Source organism: Bradyrhizobium sp. KB893862 SZCCT0404, assembly GCF_018130885.1.
In the GTDB taxonomy this organism is placed as follows: Bacteria; Pseudomonadota; Alphaproteobacteria; order Rhizobiales; family Xanthobacteraceae; genus Bradyrhizobium; species Bradyrhizobium stylosanthis.
On sequence record NZ_JAFCLT010000001.1, the window covers coordinates 945,142 to 960,860 of the forward strand.

Below are 15,719 nucleotides of genomic sequence, written 5' to 3' on the forward strand. Positions count from 1 at the left end.
GCGCAGGCATATTGCCGCTCGACGGTGGGGGGTACTCGATCGTCCCGTTGCAGGTGGTTCGCTCACGTCCCTCGCGTCGAATGCGGGTGTGTCCGAAAGCGCGAAGCGGCCGAGCGGATTTGAAGAGACGGGGATCTGGGGGGCCTCACGGTCCAGTCTCCGTAAAATGAGCAACTTGGAGGTTTTAAATGAAAATGGTGAAGAGCCTTTTGCTCGGCACTTCGGCGGTTCTCATCGCCGTCGGCGGAGCTCAGGCGGCTGATCTTCCGGTCAAGGCCAAGGCGGTCGAGTACGTGAAGGTCTGCTCGCTCTACGGCGCGGGTTTCTACTACATCCCGGGCAGCGACACCTGCATCAAGCTGGGCGGCTATCTGCGTGCCGAAGTCGCGCTCAATGCCGGCGGCAACTACAACGGCCAGTACAGCAACGTGTTCGCGGCGAACAACCGCCTGACGAACTACTACTCGATGCGCGCTCGTGAAGATCTCAACATCGACACGCGCACCGCGACCGAGTACGGCGTGGTCCGCACCTATTTCGATGCGGTCTTCACCTGGACGACCGGCAACTATGTCGGCACCGGCAGCGCCACCGGCGGCACGCAGTACAGCGGCACGCTCGGCCTCAACGCGGCGGGCACGGGTCTCGTCGGCTCGACCAGCGGCGCGGTCAACGGCACCGACGGCGCGATCTCGGGCGGTGCGCTCGGCGTCTACTACGCTTTCATCCAGTTCGCCGGCTTCACCCTCGGTAAGGCGGTGTCGCAGTTCGACGCGCCCTGGATCAACTATCCCGGCAACAACTTCGACCAGCTGGTCGGCGGCAGCGGCACCACCAACGGCGTCGTTCAGGCCACCTACACGGCCGATTTCGGCCAGGGCGTGACCGCGGCGTTCTCGCTGCAGGATCAGACGCAGGTCTTCCAGACCAACGTCTGGAACACGGCCGGCATGAGCACCACCGGCGTTCTCGGCGGCGCTTACGGCACGAACAACCTCGGCGGCACGCGCGCTCCCGACATCGTCGGCATGGTCCGCGTCGACCAGGCCTGGGGCCTGTTCCAGGCGTCGGTCGCCGCGCACGACAACCATGTCGCCTACTACGGTGCGAGCGAAGTCACCGGTCATCCGGAAGACAAGTGGGGCTGGGCCGTTCAGCTCGCCTTGCAGATCAAGAACATCCCGACCGGCGCCGGCGACACGATCAACATCTCGGGCGTCTATACCGACGGTGCGAGCCGCTACAACTTCCAGGAGCTGGCTGCGACCAGCTACTCGATGTTCGGCAGCTCGAACGCGGCGTATCAGAGCATCGGCTTCGCCGGCGTGTCTGACGCTGTGTTCGCTCCGGGCGGCGGCCTCGAGCTGACCAAGACCTACGGCTTCCGTGGTGCTTATACGCACAACTGGAATCCCTTCTGGAACACGGCGCTGTACGGCGCGTGGGCTGCGGTCAACTACAGCGGCACGGCGAAGGGCCTGATCTGCGGCAGCGCCGCGTTCGCCACCCTGACCGGCACCTGCAACCCGGACTTCAACATCGGCCAGGTCGGCGTCATCACCCGCTGGACGCCGGTGAAGAACCTGACCTTCTCGGCTGACTTCACCTACAGCCACCTCGACCAGAAGTACTCGGGCGTGATCACGACCGGTGCGCTGACGGGCGTCGCCAAGCCGGCGGCCACCTACGAGCTGAAGGACCAGGACACCTACAGCCTGCTGCTGCGCGCCCAGCGCAACTGGTAAGGCTTGAAGGTTCTCTCGGACAGAACGAAGCCCCGGCGGGAAACCGCCGGGGCTTTTTCGCGAGCAGGTTCTGTCGCGGAACAGGCTTTCGGAAAATCCGGCGGGCCTGTGCAGGAGACGAAGACGAGCTATGCGATTCGATCGCCTTCAAACTTATTTACTTACCTGAGTTAATCAGCTATATAGCTTTCAGCCAAATACGAAAGTAGCGGCTCTTAGCTTCACGCTAAGCCTCCAGAAACCTCCGGTGATGCCCCGCCGGAGGTTTTTCGTTTTTGGGCATGGCGTCGTCGAGCGACGCGGGTGCCACCTCGCGAAAGAAGAACGCGCCGAACGGCACGCTAGCCGCGCATCATGCGGGCACGCGAGTTCGGCCGGTAGGCGAGGCGGCTGTGGCCGGTGCAATAAGGCTGGCCGTCGGGCGCGGTATTGCCGCAGAAGCAGAAATCCTCTTCGCCCGGGCTCGAGATCGGCCAGCGGCAGCGGTTCTCAGAGAGCTCCAGCAGCGAGCAGCGATTGGCATCGTCGATCGGGCCGGGGGCAACAGGCGCGCCGGTCTCGCCATAGATCGTTGCGAGCATCTCGTATTGCAGCCGCGGCACCGCGCGCGATGCGCGTGCCGGCGGCGCAAGGCTGCGCTCGAGCCTGCGGTCTTCGACGGCGCGGCTGCGCGTCAGGTTGAGACGGGAGAGCTTGCCGATCACGGCATTGCGGCTGACGCCGATATCGGCCGCGATCTCGCGGCAGGAGAGGCCGGCTTCGAAATGCTGCTTCAGAAGCTCAATTCGTTCGTCAGTCCAGGTTGGTGAGAGAACAGGCATTGTAACGGTCCCAGGTTGCAGATGTCGGCCATCCGCATCGCAAGATCCGTCCGCATCACGTCCGGCGCGCGCTCACGTCCTGCCATTGTCGCGAATCGACAAAAGCCCGTCCTTGATGGCGAGACGGATGCCTTCCTCGATCAGGGTTCGTGCGACGCCGGGAACGCTGGTGCCGTGGGTGCCCTGTCTCACCAGTTTCTCCAGATAGGTGATGGTCGAGAGCGCCAAGGTTACGGGAATGCGGTCAGTCTCGGCTTTTTCGGTGGCCATGGCCCGAACGCTAGCCTCTTACTCAGGTACATAAAAGTAACGATTAAGACTCTATTTAGGTTCGGGGGTGGAAGTCAAATGCAGCCTTCGCTTGACGCTCAGCTCGTTGGAATCGCACAGGAAATTTGGCGCGACTCAGCGCGCCGCGCGGCAGGCTGGGCGGCGGCGTCGCGTTTTGGGGGCAGGGAAGGCCCGGCTGCTCAGCCGTGCACGAGCGCCTTTTCGATCATGCAATGGATGCCCTTGGAGCCGTTGACGGTCTGGGTCACCCTGAGGTCGGCGGCCAGACTGCACAGCGTATAGGCGTCCTCGCGCGACAGGTTTCGCTTCTCGCCGAGCAGCACGATCATGTCACGCAGCGCGCGCACTGCGCACTGGTCGAGGTCGGGATCCATCGCCATGGTCATGTAGTGCGTCGCCGTTTCGGCGCGGGGGTAGGCGAACTTCAGGTCCTTGCGCAGCGTCAGGCGGAAGCGGCCCTGCAGCGCGGTCTCGATCGCAGTGACGCAGACCTCGCCGTCGCCCTGCACGCCATGGCCGTCGCCGCAGGAGAACATCGCGCCGGGAACGAACACCGGCAGATAGAGCGTCGCCCCGGCACCGAGCTCCTTGTTGTCGAGATTGCCCCCCATGGCGCGCGGGACCAGCGAGGAGATGCGGCCCCAGGCCGGCGGTGGCGACACGCCCATCACGCCGAAGAAGGGTTTCAGCGGCAGGTCGAGGCCCCACGGCATGCGGCCGACCATCCGCGACCGGTCGAGCGGGATGTTGAGGATGCGCGTCTCGTGGAAATCGTCGGGCAGGGTGCCGGACAGCGGCTTGATCATGTTCCAGCCCCAATCCTGCCGGAGCTGGACGTCGAGGATCTCGACCGCGAGCACGTCGCCGGGCTCGGCGCCCTCGACCGCGATCGGGCCGGTGAGGATATGGCCGGGCAGCATGCGCTCGTTTTTGGCGTGAACCTCGTGCATCTCCGGCGGAATGTGGAATTTGTCGCGGTCGGGCAGCATGTCCGGACCGCCGCTGATGGTGTCGACCGTCACCTCGTCGCCGCTTTTGATGGTGAGGACGGGCTTGAGCGCGGCCTCGAAGAAGCCCCAATGGCAGGTCTCGGGGCTCGAATGCAGGTGGTGATGGGTCATTTGCGGCAATCCAGTCCGTTTGCTTGTGATGCCCGGGCTTGACCGGGCGAGCGATCATCTTCCAAGAAGATTTCTGAAGATGGACCGGCCGGTCAAGCCCGCGCACGGCATATCATTTCAGCGAGGCCCCCCTGTATTTCGTCCTGTCCAAGACCCTCGGCATTGCGCTGCTGCCGATCAACCTCCTGGTCGAGCTCGGCATCCTGTCGCTGGTGCTGATGCTGACGCGCTTTGCGGCGCTCGGCCGCAAGCTCGCGGTGACCACGCTGGTCCTGCTGGTGCTGGCCGCGTTCTCGCCGCTTGGCAACCTGCTGCTCTATCCGCTGGAGTCGCGCTTTCCGGCGTGGGATCCCGCGCGTGGGGCGCCCGACGGCATCATCGTGCTCGGCGGCTCCGTCGACACCGATTTGTCGGCGGCGCATCGCACACCGGTGGTGCGGCACGCGGCCGATCGCCTGTTCGCCCCGGCCGATCTCGCCCGCCGCTATCCGAACGCGCGCATCGTCTTCACCGGAGGCACCGCGAACCTGATCTCGACCGAGGCCAAGGAAGCCGACTATTCCGCGCCGGTGCTGGAGAGCCTCGGCATCCCGAAAGAGCGTCTGATCCTCGAGCGCGACTCCCGCAACACCTGGGAGAATGCGATCTTCACCAAACAATTGGTGTCGCCGAAGCCGGGCGAGCGCTGGCTGCTGGTGACGTCGGCCTTCCACATGCCGCGCTCGATGGGGATTTTCCGCAAGGCAGGATTCGACGTCGAGGCCTATCCCGTGGACTGGCGCATGGGCGGGCGTGACGATCTGTTCGCATTCACCCGTGTCGGCGGCGAAGGGCTCGCCAAGACCGACATCGCCATGCGCGAATGGATCGGTCTTCTGACGTACCGCGCCATGGGCCGGACCAGCGAGTTGCTTCCGGGCCCGGCCACGGACTAGGCTCGCACAACAAGAACAAAGCACCGGCGCGATCCGCCGGCCGGAGGACGCCATGTTGCAGCAGAGTGCAGAGACAATCGACCTTGCCGGTCTCGTCGCCGATCTCAACAGCCTGTTGCGGCTGAAGACGACGGTGATCGGCATGAAGCTGTTCGCGCGCGCCGCGGACATGGAAGCGATCCCGAAGATCCGGCGGCCGAACGCGATCCACACCACCGACCAGATCGTCAGCATGGCGGCGCGGCTCGGCTGGACGGTCGGCATCACCGCCGACGATCTCGTCGGCGCACAGTGCCGCGCGGTGATCGGCCTCAGCCCCCAGGACGACAAATGGCTCGCCGGCGAAAACTATGTCGGGGTCTGGCACGGCACGGCGGAGGACGCGCGCAAGCGGCAGGAGGCGCTGGACGTGGTGCCGTTCGGCCAGTATCAGGCGCTCGCGGTCAGTCCGCTCCAGAGCGGCCGGCTCGATCCGCCCGACATCTGCCTCGTCTACGCGACGCCCGGGCAGATGATCATCCTGATCAACGGGCTGCAATATACCGGCTACAAGAAGTTCGAATGGGGCGTGGTCGGCGAGACCGCCTGCGCCGATTCCTGGGGGCGGGCGCTGAAAACGGGCGAGCCGAGCCTGTCCTTGCCATGCTATGCCGAACGGCGCTATGGCGGCGTGCCGGACGAGGAGATGCTGATGGCGCTGAAGCCTTCGCATCTCGCCAAGGCGGTCGTGGGCATGAAGGCGCTGGCGAAGAACGGCCTGCGCTATCCGATCCCGCCCTATGGCATTCAAAGCGACGTCCGTGCCGGCATGGGCGTGAGTTACGCGAAAAAGTAAGGGACGACCATGAGCTCTCAGGAATTCGACATCGTCGTCTACGGTGCCACCGGTTTCACCGGCCAGCTCGTCGCCGAATATCTGGCGGCGCATTACAAGAACGACAAGGCGCTCAAATGGGCGATGGCGGGCCGCAGCCTCGACAAGCTGAAGTCGGTGCGCGATGCGATCGGTGCGCCCTCGGACACGCCGCTGATCGTGGCGGACGCATCCGACGCCGCTTCGTTGAAGGCGATGGTGGCCCGGACCAAGTCGGTGATCACGACGGTCGGTCCGTATCAGTTCTACGGCGAGGACCTGCTCGCGGCCTGCGTCGCCGGCGGCACTGACTATTTCGATCTGTGCGGCGAGCCGGTCTGGATGCGGCAGATGATCGACAAGTACGGCGCCGCGGCCAAGGCGAGCGGCGCGCGCATCGTGTTCTCGTGCGGCTATGATTCCGTGCCGTTCGAGCTCGGCACCTTCTTCGTGCAGGAAGAGGCCAAGCGCGTGTTCGGTGCGCCGGCGGCGCGCGTGAAGGGCCGCGTGCGCGACATGCGCGGCACGCTGTCGGGCGGCACCGCCGCGAGCGCGAAAGCGACCTTCGACGCGGTCGCGAAAGATCTCAGCCTCGTCGCCATTCTCAACGATCATTTCGCGCTGACGCCGGGCTTCACCGGCCCGAAGCAGCCCAAGGGCAACAGGGCGGTGTTCGAGGAGGATTTGCAGTCCTGGGCCGCGCCGTTCATGATGGCGCTGATCAACACCCGCAACGTCCACCGCTCCAACATGCTGATGGGTTTTCCCTACGGCCAGGATTTTGTTTACGACGAGATGGTCCTGACCGGTGCCGGCGAGAAGGGCGAGTCCAACGCCAAGCGCGTGATGGCGGCCAATGCCGAGAAGACCGGTCCGAATGCGCCGAAGCCGGGCGAGGGGCCGTCGAAAGAGGAGCGGGAGAAGGGGCTCTTCAACCTGCTCTATGTCGCGATCGCGCCCGATGGCCGCATGGTCCGCGCCGGCATCACCGGTGACCGCGATCCCGGCTACGGCTCGACCTCGAAGATGATCTCCGAATGCGCGATCTGCCTGCTGCGCGACGCGAGCGATGTTCCGGGCGGCTTCTGGACGCCGGGTGCAGCGATGCAGCACAAGCTGATCAAGCGGCTGGTCGACAACGCCGGGCTGACGTTCGGGGTGGAGAGCTAGCTCGCTCGCCTGCCACAATCACGGTGTCATCGTCCGGCTTGACCGGACGATCCAGTATTCCAGAGGCGGTCGTGATTGAGCCGAGAGGCCGCGGCGTACCGGATGCCCCGGTCAAGCCGGGGCATGACAGTGTTCTTCTGCGCTACACCGCCCGCGCATCATACGCGTACATGAAGTCCATGGCCTTGGCGCCAACCGGCAACAGCCACTTCATCATCTGATTGCGGACCCAGGCGCCGGTGGCGCTGAACTCGCGCTTGCTGTTGCCGTTGCGGCGGGCCATCGCGACGATCTTTTCCGTGCGCGGACGCCGTTCGGCCTCGAAAGCCTGGAAGGTGGCGCCGAGCTCCTGTCCTTCCTGCATCAGCCGGGCGAGCCGCATCGCGTCCTCGAGTGCGAGCGAGGCGCCCTGGCCGGCATGGGGGCTGGTCGCATGCGCGGCATCCCCGATCAGCAGCGAGCGCTTGCGCGACCAGACCGGCAAGGTCGCGACGTCGAGCGTGTCGGTGACCACGATGTTCTCGGCGGCGTCGATGATGGCGGGGATCGGATCGTGCCAGTCGCGATGGAAGCCGCGCAGATGCTGCTTCAAGGTCGCCTGGTCGAGCGCGCGGAACATCGCCGCGTCCATGCCGTGCGCGGGCTGGGTGCTCCACCACATCACGCCGTCGTTGGGATCCGGGCTGCAATGGCCGTAACCGAAGAAGCCGCTCTGGCCGAACGTGGTCTCGACATGCCGGCCGATGGCGCGGCCGTCGAGGACGGCGTGTGGCACGAAGCCGCCGAAGCCGATCAGGCCGGTGTCGAACGGTTGCGGGCCATCAGGCACGACCTGGCGGCGTACCACCGAGTGCACGCCGTCGGCGCCGATCAGGAAGTCGCCTTCCGCGGTGGTGCCGTCGGAGAAGTAGGCGATGATCGGCTGGTCGCCGCGATCCTCGATCTTGATCAGGCGCTTCTCGAAATAGAGCGAGACGCAGGCGCACCAGGCTTTGTCGATCAGGATCTCGTTCAGGCTCGCGCGGGCGATGTTGACGGCCGGCTGGCCGAAGCGCCGCGCCATGTCGCGGTTGATCGAGCCGAGCCGCTTGCCGCCTTGCGAATAGAAGTCGAACGATTCCGCGACCGAGCCGCGGCTGATCAGCTCGTTCGCAAGCCCGATCTCGTCCATCACATGCATGCCGTTCGGCGCGATCTGAAGACCGCCGCCGATGCCCTTCGAATAGGGCCAGGCCTCGTAGATCGCGGATTCGATACCGGCGCGGCGCAGCAGGATGGCGGCGACAGGCCCGGCGATTCCGGCGCCGATGATCAGGGCCTTGCGGGGACGGTTGGACATGGCTTGCTCCCGACGTTTCCGTGGTGCTAGGAGATATTACGGTCGCTAAATCTCTTAGTGACTAAGATATATATCGAGTAAGAGAAGAGGCCGACCTTGTCAAGGACGAAGGCGCGCACAGCGCTGTTGCAGGAGCTCGAGGAGGCGATGCGCCGGTCGTCAGCGCAGGGCGTGCTCTATGGGCAGACCGTTGCGAACGTTGCCGGAATTGCCAATTCCGACCTCGAATGCATGGACATCCTCTATCTCGAGGGGCGCGTCACCGCCGGCCGGCTCGCCGAGGTCACGGGCCTCACGACGGGCGCCATCACCGGCGTGATCGACCGGCTCGAGAAGGCAGGGCTGGTGCGCCGCGAGCGGGACGAGAAGGATCGCCGCAAGGTCTTCATCGCCGTGGTGCCGGAGGCGGCGATGAAGATCGGCCAGTTCTACGTGCCGATGCAGCGGGCGATGGAGAAGGTTTTTGGCGGTTATTCCGACGAGGAATTACGCCTGCTGCTGCGCTTTGCCAACGAAGGCTACAAGGGCGTGCTCTCTGCGACCGAGGCGCTGAAGAGCCTGCTCGACACGCCGCCGGAGAAGCGTCCGGATCTCAAGCTGAAGAAGCTTCGCCCGAAACCCTGATCTTGTAGGCCTGCGCGGCGGCGATCATGCCCCACATCGCGCCCAGCATCATCCAGAAATGCCGCCAGTGGTCGGTGTCGATCACGAAGCTCTCGCCGACGGTGCCGACGAAGGCGGAGAACACCGCGAGATAGGCCCGCTGCCAGGGCACGCGGACGAAGACGTGCCTGAAGCCCATGATCACGGTGGTGAAGACCAGCGCGGGATAGCACACGCCGGAGAGCCAGCCGCCGGACATGAAGGCGTTGAGGTAGGAGTTGTGGGTGTCCTCGGGGAAGTAGCGGTGGAATTGCAGCGGGCCGATGCCGAACGGCAGGTCGAGCGCCATTTCCGCACCGAGGATATGCCGGCCGAACCGGCCGAAGCGGCCCTCGTCATAGCTCTGGTCGAAGCTCGCGCGCTGCTTGAACATCTCGGCGGTGGCATCGAATGACAGCAGCACCGCAATCAGCGCCAGCCCGAGCACCGCGGCGACGATCGCCATGATGACGATGCGCGAGCGCTGGGCGTTGGTGCGGCTGGTCAACACCATCAGCGCCAGCATGAAGGCGGAGGTCAGCACCAGCCCGCCCCAGGCGGCGCGCGAGAAGGCGAGCAGGATCGCCAGCGACATGATGCCGAAGGCGAAGACGTTGCGGATCGCCTTGCCGAGCTTGTCCGAGACCACGCTCTGCAGCGCGAACAGCGCCGGCAGGATCAGGAAGGCGCCGAGCACGTTCGGATCCTTGAACGTGCCGCGCGCGCGTCCATAGAGCGTCAGCAGGTCGTTGCCGCCGGGAACGAGGTGGAAATAGCCGGCGACCGCCAGGAGCGAGGCGATCATCGCGCCGACCACGAGGCCGCGGCGGAGCATGTCGAGCCGGGCCGCGGTGTCCTCGGACGTGACCATGGCGAAGAACACGACTGTGACCGCCATGTACCAGGAGGTCGCGATCCAGCTCACCACCTCGGGCTGGTCGTACAGCGGGATCGCGCTGATGGTGTAGCCGACATTGAGCAGCACCAGCATCAGCACCATCGGCATCAGCACGAGCCGCAGGCGCAGGCCGGTGGCGAAGAAGGCGACGGTCGCGAGCAGCGTCGCGATCTCGTACGGGCTCGGTTCGATGAAGACGATGGCGCCGGAGGCGCCGACCAGCCACACCAGCGCGCGCTGCAGCGCCAGCACGCCGGGCGCGGCCGGTGCGGCCAGTTTCACTCCACCGGCTGTCGCCGCATACGCCATCACACGCTCACGCTACTCGTACGCCACAAACACCGCCGTCATCGCCCGGCTTGACCGGACGATCCAGTATTCCGCGGCGCCAGTTGGAGAAAACGGCTGGCGCTGCGGAATACTGGATGCCCCGGTCAAGCCGGGGCATGACAGACAAATCTCAATACGCGTTCTCGTTCTTGGTCAGCAGCGAGATCGGCGTCTTCAGGAGAATGACGAGGTCGAACAGCACCGACCAGTTCTCGATGTAATAGAGGTCGAACTCGACGCGCTTCTGAATCTTCTCTTCATTGTCGATCTCGCCGCGCCAGCCGTTGATCTGGGCCCAGCCCGTGATGCCGGGCTTGACGCGGTGGCGGGCGAAATAACCGTCGACGGCTTCGTCGAACAGGCGGCTCTGGAGCTTGCCCTGGACCGCATGCGGGCGCGGGCCGACCAGGGAGAGATTGCCGGAGACGACCACGTTGAAGAGCTGCGGCAGCTCGTCGAGGCTGGTCTTGCGGATGAAGCGGCCGACGCGGGTGACGCGCGGATCGTTCTTGGTCACGACCTTCGAGGCGGTCGGGTCGGCCTGATGATGGTACATCGAGCGGAACTTGTAGACATCGATTCGCTCATTGTTGAAGCCGAAGCGTTTCTGGCGGAACAGCACCGGGCCGGGGCTGTCGAGCTTGATGGCCAGCGCCACCAGCCCCATCACCGGCAGTGCCGCGAGTAGCGCGAGGCAGCCGACGATGCGGTCGAACAGCCATTTCATCACCAGGTCCCAGTCGGTGATCGGCGCCTCGAACACGTCGAGCGTCGGCACCTCGCCGAGATAGGAATAGGAGCGGGGGCGGAAGCGCAGCTTGTTGGTGTGCGCGGAGAGGCGGATGTCGACCGGCAGCACCCAGAGCTTCTTCAGCATCTCCAGGATGCGCGTCTCCGCCGAGATCGGCAGCGCGAACAGCACGAGATCGACGCGGGTGCGGCGGGCGAACTCGACGATGTCGTCGACCTTGCCGAGCTTGCGCGCGCCGGCGCAGGTGTCGAGCGCGCGGCTGTCGTTGCGGTCGTCGAACACGCCGAGCACGTGGATGTCGGAATCCTCCTGCGCCTTCAGCGCCTCGACAAGCTGTTCGCCGTTGCGGTCGGAGCCGACGATGATGGTGCGGCGGTCGAGCCGGCCCTCGCGCGCCCAGGCGCGCACCAGCGAGCGCAGCACAAGGCGTTGAGAGATCAGCGCGACGAGCCCGAGGAAATAGAAGGCGGCGAGCCACAGCCGCGATATTTCGCTGCCGAACTTGGCGAAGAACGAGATGCCGATGAACAGCAGGAACACGAACGACCAGGACGAGATCATCCGCGTCATCTGGCGGAGCTGGCCGCGGAACAGTTGCACCTGGTAGAGGTCGGCGGCCTGGAAGCAGACCACGGCGGCGACCGCGACGGCGAAGATCTCCGCGGGGTAGATCCAGCTGAAGGAGCCCGCGAGCGGCATGACATAGCCGACATAGACGGCGATGCCGACGAGGCTCAGCAGGACGAAATCGGCGAGGCGGACGAAGCCGGCGATCACGATCGGCGAATAGGCGCGCGCGACCTTCTGGTTGACGACCTCGAGCGCGGCGGGTGTGAGCCGGCGGCGACGCTCCACGAAAGGCTGGTCAGCGGGCCTGGCCGCGGCGCTGGTCGCGGCATCGAGCATCGAGCGTGCGTTGAGCGGTTCCACGGGCGTCCACGTCCATTCCAAAAGCCCGTGGGTCGCGACTTTGCACCCCGGGTGAGCATCCCCTGGCACATCGATTATCGAACAAATCGGAAGATTCTCTAAAGCCGGCCTTAAGGATGGCTAATGATTGGTAAATGCGTCGCGATAACCCGCGAGCACGCCCTCGACCATCGCCTGCTGGGAGAAGTGCGCGGAGATCCGTTCGCGCAAGGACACCGCGCGCTGCGCGGTGGTTTTGGGATCATCGAGCGCCGCGGCGATTGCTTCCGCCATGGCGTCGGGATTGCTCGGTGCGAACAGAGCGGGGCTGTCGCTGCCGAAGATCTCGGGGATGCCGCCGATCTTCGAGGCGATCATCGGGATGCCTGCGGCGCCCGCCTCGATCACGACATAAGGCATGGAATCGCCGCGCGAGGGAACGACCAGCAGCCCTCCCTTGGAGAAGCCGTAGCGCGCCTTGACGTGGCCGATGAAACGAATGGCACCGGTGAGGCCGAGCCTCTCGACCTGCGCCTTCAGTGCCGCCGTCTCCTCGCCGTCGCCGCCGAGCGTGAGCGTGACCTTCTTGCCGCCTTCGTGCAGCCGCGCCACGGCATCGACCAGGAGATCCGCGCCCTTGATGTGCCTGAACTCGCCGACGTAGCAGATGTCGGTGGCGTCCTCGGCGGTGATGACGGGCTCGAACTCCTCCGGCGTCACGCCGTTGAAGACGCAATGGACCACGCCCTTGGGTGTGCCGACGATGCGCTGATAGGTGTCGCGGGCAAACGCGCTCTCGAACAGGAACAGGTCCGTCGCGCCCATCAACGAGCGCTCGAGCCGCGCGTAGAATTCGCCCTTCAGCGTGTTGAGCGGATAATGCAGCGAGCCGCCATGCGGGGTGTAGATGCGGATGGCGTCGTCGGTGCGCCGCCGCATGCGGATGAAGGCGCCGGCCTTGGCGCCGTGGCCGTGCAGGACGTCGGGCTTGAGCGTGGCGATCAGGCGCCGCATGCGGAGCCACACCCGAAAATCGTCCGGCGACGGTTCGCGGCGGATCGCCATCCGATGCACGCCGAGCTTCAGCCTTGGCGCGAGCTCGGCAAGGGCCTTGTCGGCGCGTTCGCCGCCGGTGAGGCTGTCGGCGAGAATCCCGACATGATGGCCGCGGTCGACCTGACCGTTGGCGACGTCGAGGATGTGGCGAAAGATTCCGCCGACCGGAGCGCGCACGGCGTGCAGGATTCGAAGCGGCTGGTCGGGTGAGGGGGGCATGATCAAAACCAGCGCTCGACGGCGAAGACCGAACAATTTCGAGGAAAATATCGCGTTGGATTAAGAGCCTTCGTGGTTAACAAACGGTGACGAGCGCCTGCGTGCAATGCGCGCGACGTCGCGATTAACCCAGCGGCAACCTTAATGGAGTGTAATCGCCCCGGTTGAGGTAGCTTGGTGGCGTTGCCCCTGCGGGAGTGTTCGATGCGTTTAGCGTTCTGGCGTGCCGGCAGAGCCAAGGCCGTGGTCGAGCGGGCTGTTTCGAAGTCCAGAGCCGATGCCGCGCACAAGGCCGAAGCTGCCAAGATTGAATCGACCAAGAGTGAATCGATCAAGTCCGAAGCGGCGGCCACCGCTGAATCGTACAAGGCTGAAACCACCAAGGTTGAATCGAAAGCTGCGCCCGCCGCCGCGAAACCGGCTCAGGCCGAGTCCGGCGACCTCGATTTGCATGCGCTCGGCGCGGCATTGGCGCGCAAGCGCGGCTGGATCATCGTGCCGACGGTGCTGGCCCTCGTCGGGTCGATCGCCGTCGTCAATCTGGTCACTCCGCGCTACAAGTCCGAATCCCGCATCCTGATCGACGGCCGCGAGAACGTGTTCCTGCGCCCGAACAGCGACCGCACCGAGGAGCGGCAGGCGCTCGACGCCGAGGCCGTCACCAGCCAGGTGCAGCTCGTGCTGTCGCGCGATCTCGCACGTGAGATCATCAAGAAGAACAAGCTCGCCGAGCGCCCCGAATTCGATCCGGTGCTGCAGGGCATTTCGCCGCTGAAGTCGCTGGCGGCGCTCGTCGGCATTGGCCGCGATCCGTTCTCGATGACGCCGGAAGAGCGTGTGCTCGACGCCTATTACGAGCGCCTGCAGGCCTACGCCGTCGACAAGTCGCGCGTCATCGTGGTCGAATTCCAGTCCGCCGATCCCGACCTCGCGGCACGCGTCGCCAATTCGATCGCCGAAGGCTATCTCGTGCTGCAGCAGAGTGCTCGCCAGGACCAGGCCAAGAACGCGAGCCAGTGGCTTGCGGGCGAGATCGAGAACCTGCGCAAGAAGGTGTCGGACGCCGAGGCCAGGGTCGAGGATTTCCGCTCGAAGTCGAGCCTGTTCGTCGGCACCAACAACACCACGCTGTCGAACCAGCAGATGGGCGAGGTCAATACCCAGCTCAACAACGCGCGCTCGATGAAGGCGGATGCCGAATCCAAGGCGCGGCTGATCAAGGAGATGCTCCAGAGCGGCAAGCCGATCGAGGCATCCGAAGTGGTGAACTCCGAGCTGATGCGGCGCCTGTCGGAGCAGCGCGTGACGCTGCGCGCGCAGCTCGCGGAACAGTCGTCCACGCTGCTCGGCAATCACCCGCGCATCAAGGAGCTGAAGGCTCAGCTCGGCGACCTCGACAACCAGATCCGCGACGAGGCGGCCAAGATCTCCCGCTCGCTCGAAAGCGACGCACGCATCGCCAGCGGCCGGGTCGACGGCCTGACGGCAAGCCTGGAGCAGCTCAAGAAGCAGGCGACATCGACCAATGGCCAGGACGTCCAGCTTCGTGCGCTCGAGCGCGAGGCCAAGGCGCAGCGCGACCTGCTCGAGACGTATCTCGCCAAGTACCGCGAGGCCAACACCCGCGAGACCATCGACACCGCGCCGACCGACGGCCGCATCATCTCGCGCGCCATCGTTTCCAACACGCCGGCCTATCCCAAGAAACTGCCGATCGTACTGATCGCGACGATCGCGACGCTGCTGCTGTCGTCGGGTGTCGTCGTCACGGGCGAGCTGCTGCGTCAGACTGCGCCGCGGGCTGCGGCCGTGTTCGCGCCGGCGCCGGCGGCCTCACAAAGGCAGGCTGCGGCTCGCCAAGAACCGTTTGTTGAGCAGCCGTTTGTTGAGCCGCCGTTCGTTGAACCGCCGGTCGTCGCGCCGCCTGTCGCGCCATCCGCCGAACCGGTCTTCGAACCGATCGTGGACGAGTCCCTGCCGCTTCAGCCGGAGATGACGGCCGATGCCGGTCTCGCCGAATTCGCCGAGATCGAGCACCTCGCTCACAGACTGCGCGGCGGGGCGGCGAAGAAGGTCACGGTGCTCGGCACCGCATCCGGCGAGGCCGTCACTTTGTCGGCGCTGACGCTGGCCCGCCATCTGGCGCGCGATGCGCGTGTCGTCCTGGTCGATCTCGCCGCGTCCTCGCCGACCATTGCTGCGGTCTCGGTCGACGCCTCCGCGCCCGGCCTTGCCGAGTTGATGCAGGGCGAAGCCTCGTTCGCGCAGGTCATCACCCGGGACAAGCTGTCGCGGCTGCATCTGGTCATGGCCGGGCGTGCCGGCTTCGACCGCAGCCTGCTGCAATCGCCGCGCGTGGGCCTTGCGATCGACGCGCTGCTGCGCGCCTACGACCATGTGCTGCTGGACGCCGGCGGCGCATCCGATCTTCCTGCGGAGCTGCTGACGACCGGTGCCCGCGCCGTCGTGGTGCCCGATGCCGCGATGGCGGCCGACGCGCGCACGCTGATGTGCGAGCAGCTGAAGGCCGTCGGCTTCAGCGAAGTGACGATGCTGAGCAAGCCGGTGCAGGCGCCAAATGCGGTCGAGAGCCCGCGCGTGGTGGCGGCGTAGTTCTTGCCCTCTCCCCTTGCGGGAGA

The 15,719-nt window shown here is 65.5% G+C and carries 13 protein-coding genes; 6 read left to right on the forward strand and 7 right to left on the reverse strand.

Going from position 1 to position 15,719, the window contains the following annotated elements; all coding sequences use genetic code 11:
• The first annotated feature begins 188 nt into the window (after positions 1-188).
• Positions 189-1,745, forward strand: coding sequence for a porin (locus JQ617_RS04790; protein WP_212024789.1), 1,557 nt, complete (start codon positions 189-191; stop codon positions 1,743-1,745).
• Positions 1,746-2,086: 341 nt separating this feature from the next.
• On the opposite strand, the gene JQ617_RS04795 is transcribed toward JQ617_RS04790, so the two are convergent.
• From JQ617_RS04795 to JQ617_RS04805, 3 genes are all read right to left on the reverse strand, one after another.
• Positions 2,087-2,566, reverse strand: a complete 480-nt coding sequence (locus JQ617_RS04795; RefSeq protein ID WP_212024791.1) for a GcrA family cell cycle regulator — start codon at positions 2,564-2,566, stop codon at positions 2,087-2,089.
• Between the two features lie 72 nt (positions 2,567-2,638).
• On the reverse strand, positions 2,639-2,836 hold the full coding sequence (locus tag JQ617_RS04800; RefSeq protein ID WP_007603456.1) for a hypothetical protein: 198 nt from the start codon (positions 2,834-2,836) through the stop codon (positions 2,639-2,641).
• Between the two features lie 200 nt (positions 2,837-3,036).
• Entirely contained in the window at positions 3,037-3,978 is a 942-nt protein-coding gene (locus JQ617_RS04805; RefSeq protein ID WP_212024793.1) for an acetamidase/formamidase family protein, read from the reverse strand.
• Positions 3,979-4,109: 131 nt separating this feature from the next.
• On the opposite strand from JQ617_RS04805, the gene JQ617_RS04810 reads away from it, so the two are divergent.
• Genes JQ617_RS04810 through JQ617_RS04820 form a run of 3 tightly spaced genes read left to right on the forward strand, consistent with a single transcriptional unit; the run spans position 4,110 to position 6,936 of the window.
• Entirely contained in the window at positions 4,110-4,913 is an 804-nt protein-coding gene (locus tag JQ617_RS04810) for a YdcF family protein (protein ID WP_245323410.1), read from the forward strand.
• Positions 4,914-4,965: 52 nt separating this feature from the next.
• Complete coding sequence (locus tag JQ617_RS04815; RefSeq protein WP_212024795.1) at positions 4,966-5,748, forward strand: DUF169 domain-containing protein; 783 nt, start codon at positions 4,966-4,968, stop codon at positions 5,746-5,748.
• Between the two features lie 9 nt (positions 5,749-5,757).
• Positions 5,758-6,936, forward strand: coding sequence for a saccharopine dehydrogenase family protein (locus JQ617_RS04820; protein WP_212024797.1), 1,179 nt, complete (start codon positions 5,758-5,760; stop codon positions 6,934-6,936).
• A 142-nt stretch (positions 6,937-7,078) separates the two neighbouring features.
• Here the strand turns inward: JQ617_RS04820 and JQ617_RS04825 are convergent, their stop codons facing one another.
• Positions 7,079-8,275 carry an FAD-dependent monooxygenase gene (locus tag JQ617_RS04825; protein ID WP_212024799.1) on the reverse strand — a complete coding sequence of 399 codons (1,197 nt, stop codon included), beginning with the start codon at positions 8,273-8,275 and terminating at the stop codon, positions 7,079-7,081.
• 147 nt (positions 8,276-8,422) lie between these two features.
• Between JQ617_RS04825 and JQ617_RS04830 the strand changes: the two genes are divergently transcribed.
• Positions 8,423-8,899, forward strand: coding sequence for a MarR family transcriptional regulator (locus JQ617_RS04830; protein WP_212025966.1), 477 nt, complete (start codon positions 8,423-8,425; stop codon positions 8,897-8,899).
• Here the strand turns inward: JQ617_RS04830 and JQ617_RS04835 are convergent.
• The 3 genes from JQ617_RS04835 to JQ617_RS04845 form a co-directional block, all read right to left on the reverse strand.
• A complete protein-coding gene (locus JQ617_RS04835; RefSeq protein WP_212024800.1) occupies positions 8,868-10,124 on the reverse strand; it encodes an O-antigen ligase family protein in 1,257 nt (418 codons plus the stop codon). The two genes, JQ617_RS04830 and JQ617_RS04835, sit on opposite strands and share 32 nt — an antisense overlap.
• Before the next feature lie 151 nt (positions 10,125-10,275).
• The gene (locus JQ617_RS04840; protein ID WP_212024802.1) at positions 10,276-11,826 is read right to left on the reverse strand and encodes an undecaprenyl-phosphate glucose phosphotransferase; all 1,551 of its coding nucleotides are present in this window, start codon (positions 11,824-11,826) and stop codon (positions 10,276-10,278) included.
• Between the two features lie 120 nt (positions 11,827-11,946).
• Positions 11,947-13,080 (reverse strand): glycosyltransferase family 4 protein, encoded by a 1,134-nt coding sequence (locus JQ617_RS04845; RefSeq protein ID WP_212024804.1) that lies wholly within the window; start codon positions 13,078-13,080, stop codon positions 11,947-11,949.
• Positions 13,081-13,284: 204 nt separating this feature from the next.
• On the opposite strand from JQ617_RS04845, the gene JQ617_RS04850 reads away from it, so the two are divergent.
• Positions 13,285-15,693, forward strand: a complete 2,409-nt coding sequence (locus JQ617_RS04850) for a GumC family protein (RefSeq protein WP_212024806.1) — start codon at positions 13,285-13,287, stop codon at positions 15,691-15,693.
• Positions 15,694-15,719 lie beyond the last annotated feature (26 nt).

Bases quoted from the DNA above. Each gene is read 5' to 3' on its own strand.
- JQ617_RS04790 (WP_212024789.1), top strand. From the start codon at position 189: ATGAAAATGGTGAAGAGCCTTTTGCTCGGCACTTCGGCGGTTCTCATC.
- JQ617_RS04795 (WP_212024791.1), bottom strand. From the start codon at position 2,566: ATGCCTGTTCTCTCACCAACCTGGACTGACGAACGAATTGAGCTTCTG.
- JQ617_RS04800 (WP_007603456.1), bottom strand. From the start codon at position 2,836: ATGGCCACCGAAAAAGCCGAGACTGACCGCATTCCCGTAACCTTGGCG.
- JQ617_RS04805 (WP_212024793.1), bottom strand. From the start codon at position 3,978: ATGACCCATCACCACCTGCATTCGAGCCCCGAGACCTGCCATTGGGGC.
- JQ617_RS04815 (WP_212024795.1), top strand. From the start codon at position 4,966: ATGTTGCAGCAGAGTGCAGAGACAATCGACCTTGCCGGTCTCGTCGCC.
- JQ617_RS04820 (WP_212024797.1), top strand. From the start codon at position 5,758: ATGAGCTCTCAGGAATTCGACATCGTCGTCTACGGTGCCACCGGTTTC.
- JQ617_RS04825 (WP_212024799.1), bottom strand. From the start codon at position 8,275: ATGTCCAACCGTCCCCGCAAGGCCCTGATCATCGGCGCCGGAATCGCC.
- JQ617_RS04830 (WP_212025966.1), top strand. From the start codon at position 8,423: ATGCGCCGGTCGTCAGCGCAGGGCGTGCTCTATGGGCAGACCGTTGCG.
- JQ617_RS04835 (WP_212024800.1), bottom strand. From the start codon at position 10,124: ATGGCGTATGCGGCGACAGCCGGTGGAGTGAAACTGGCCGCACCGGCC.
- JQ617_RS04845 (WP_212024804.1), bottom strand. From the start codon at position 13,080: ATGCCCCCCTCACCCGACCAGCCGCTTCGAATCCTGCACGCCGTGCGC.
- JQ617_RS04850 (WP_212024806.1), top strand. From the start codon at position 13,285: ATGCGTTTAGCGTTCTGGCGTGCCGGCAGAGCCAAGGCCGTGGTCGAG.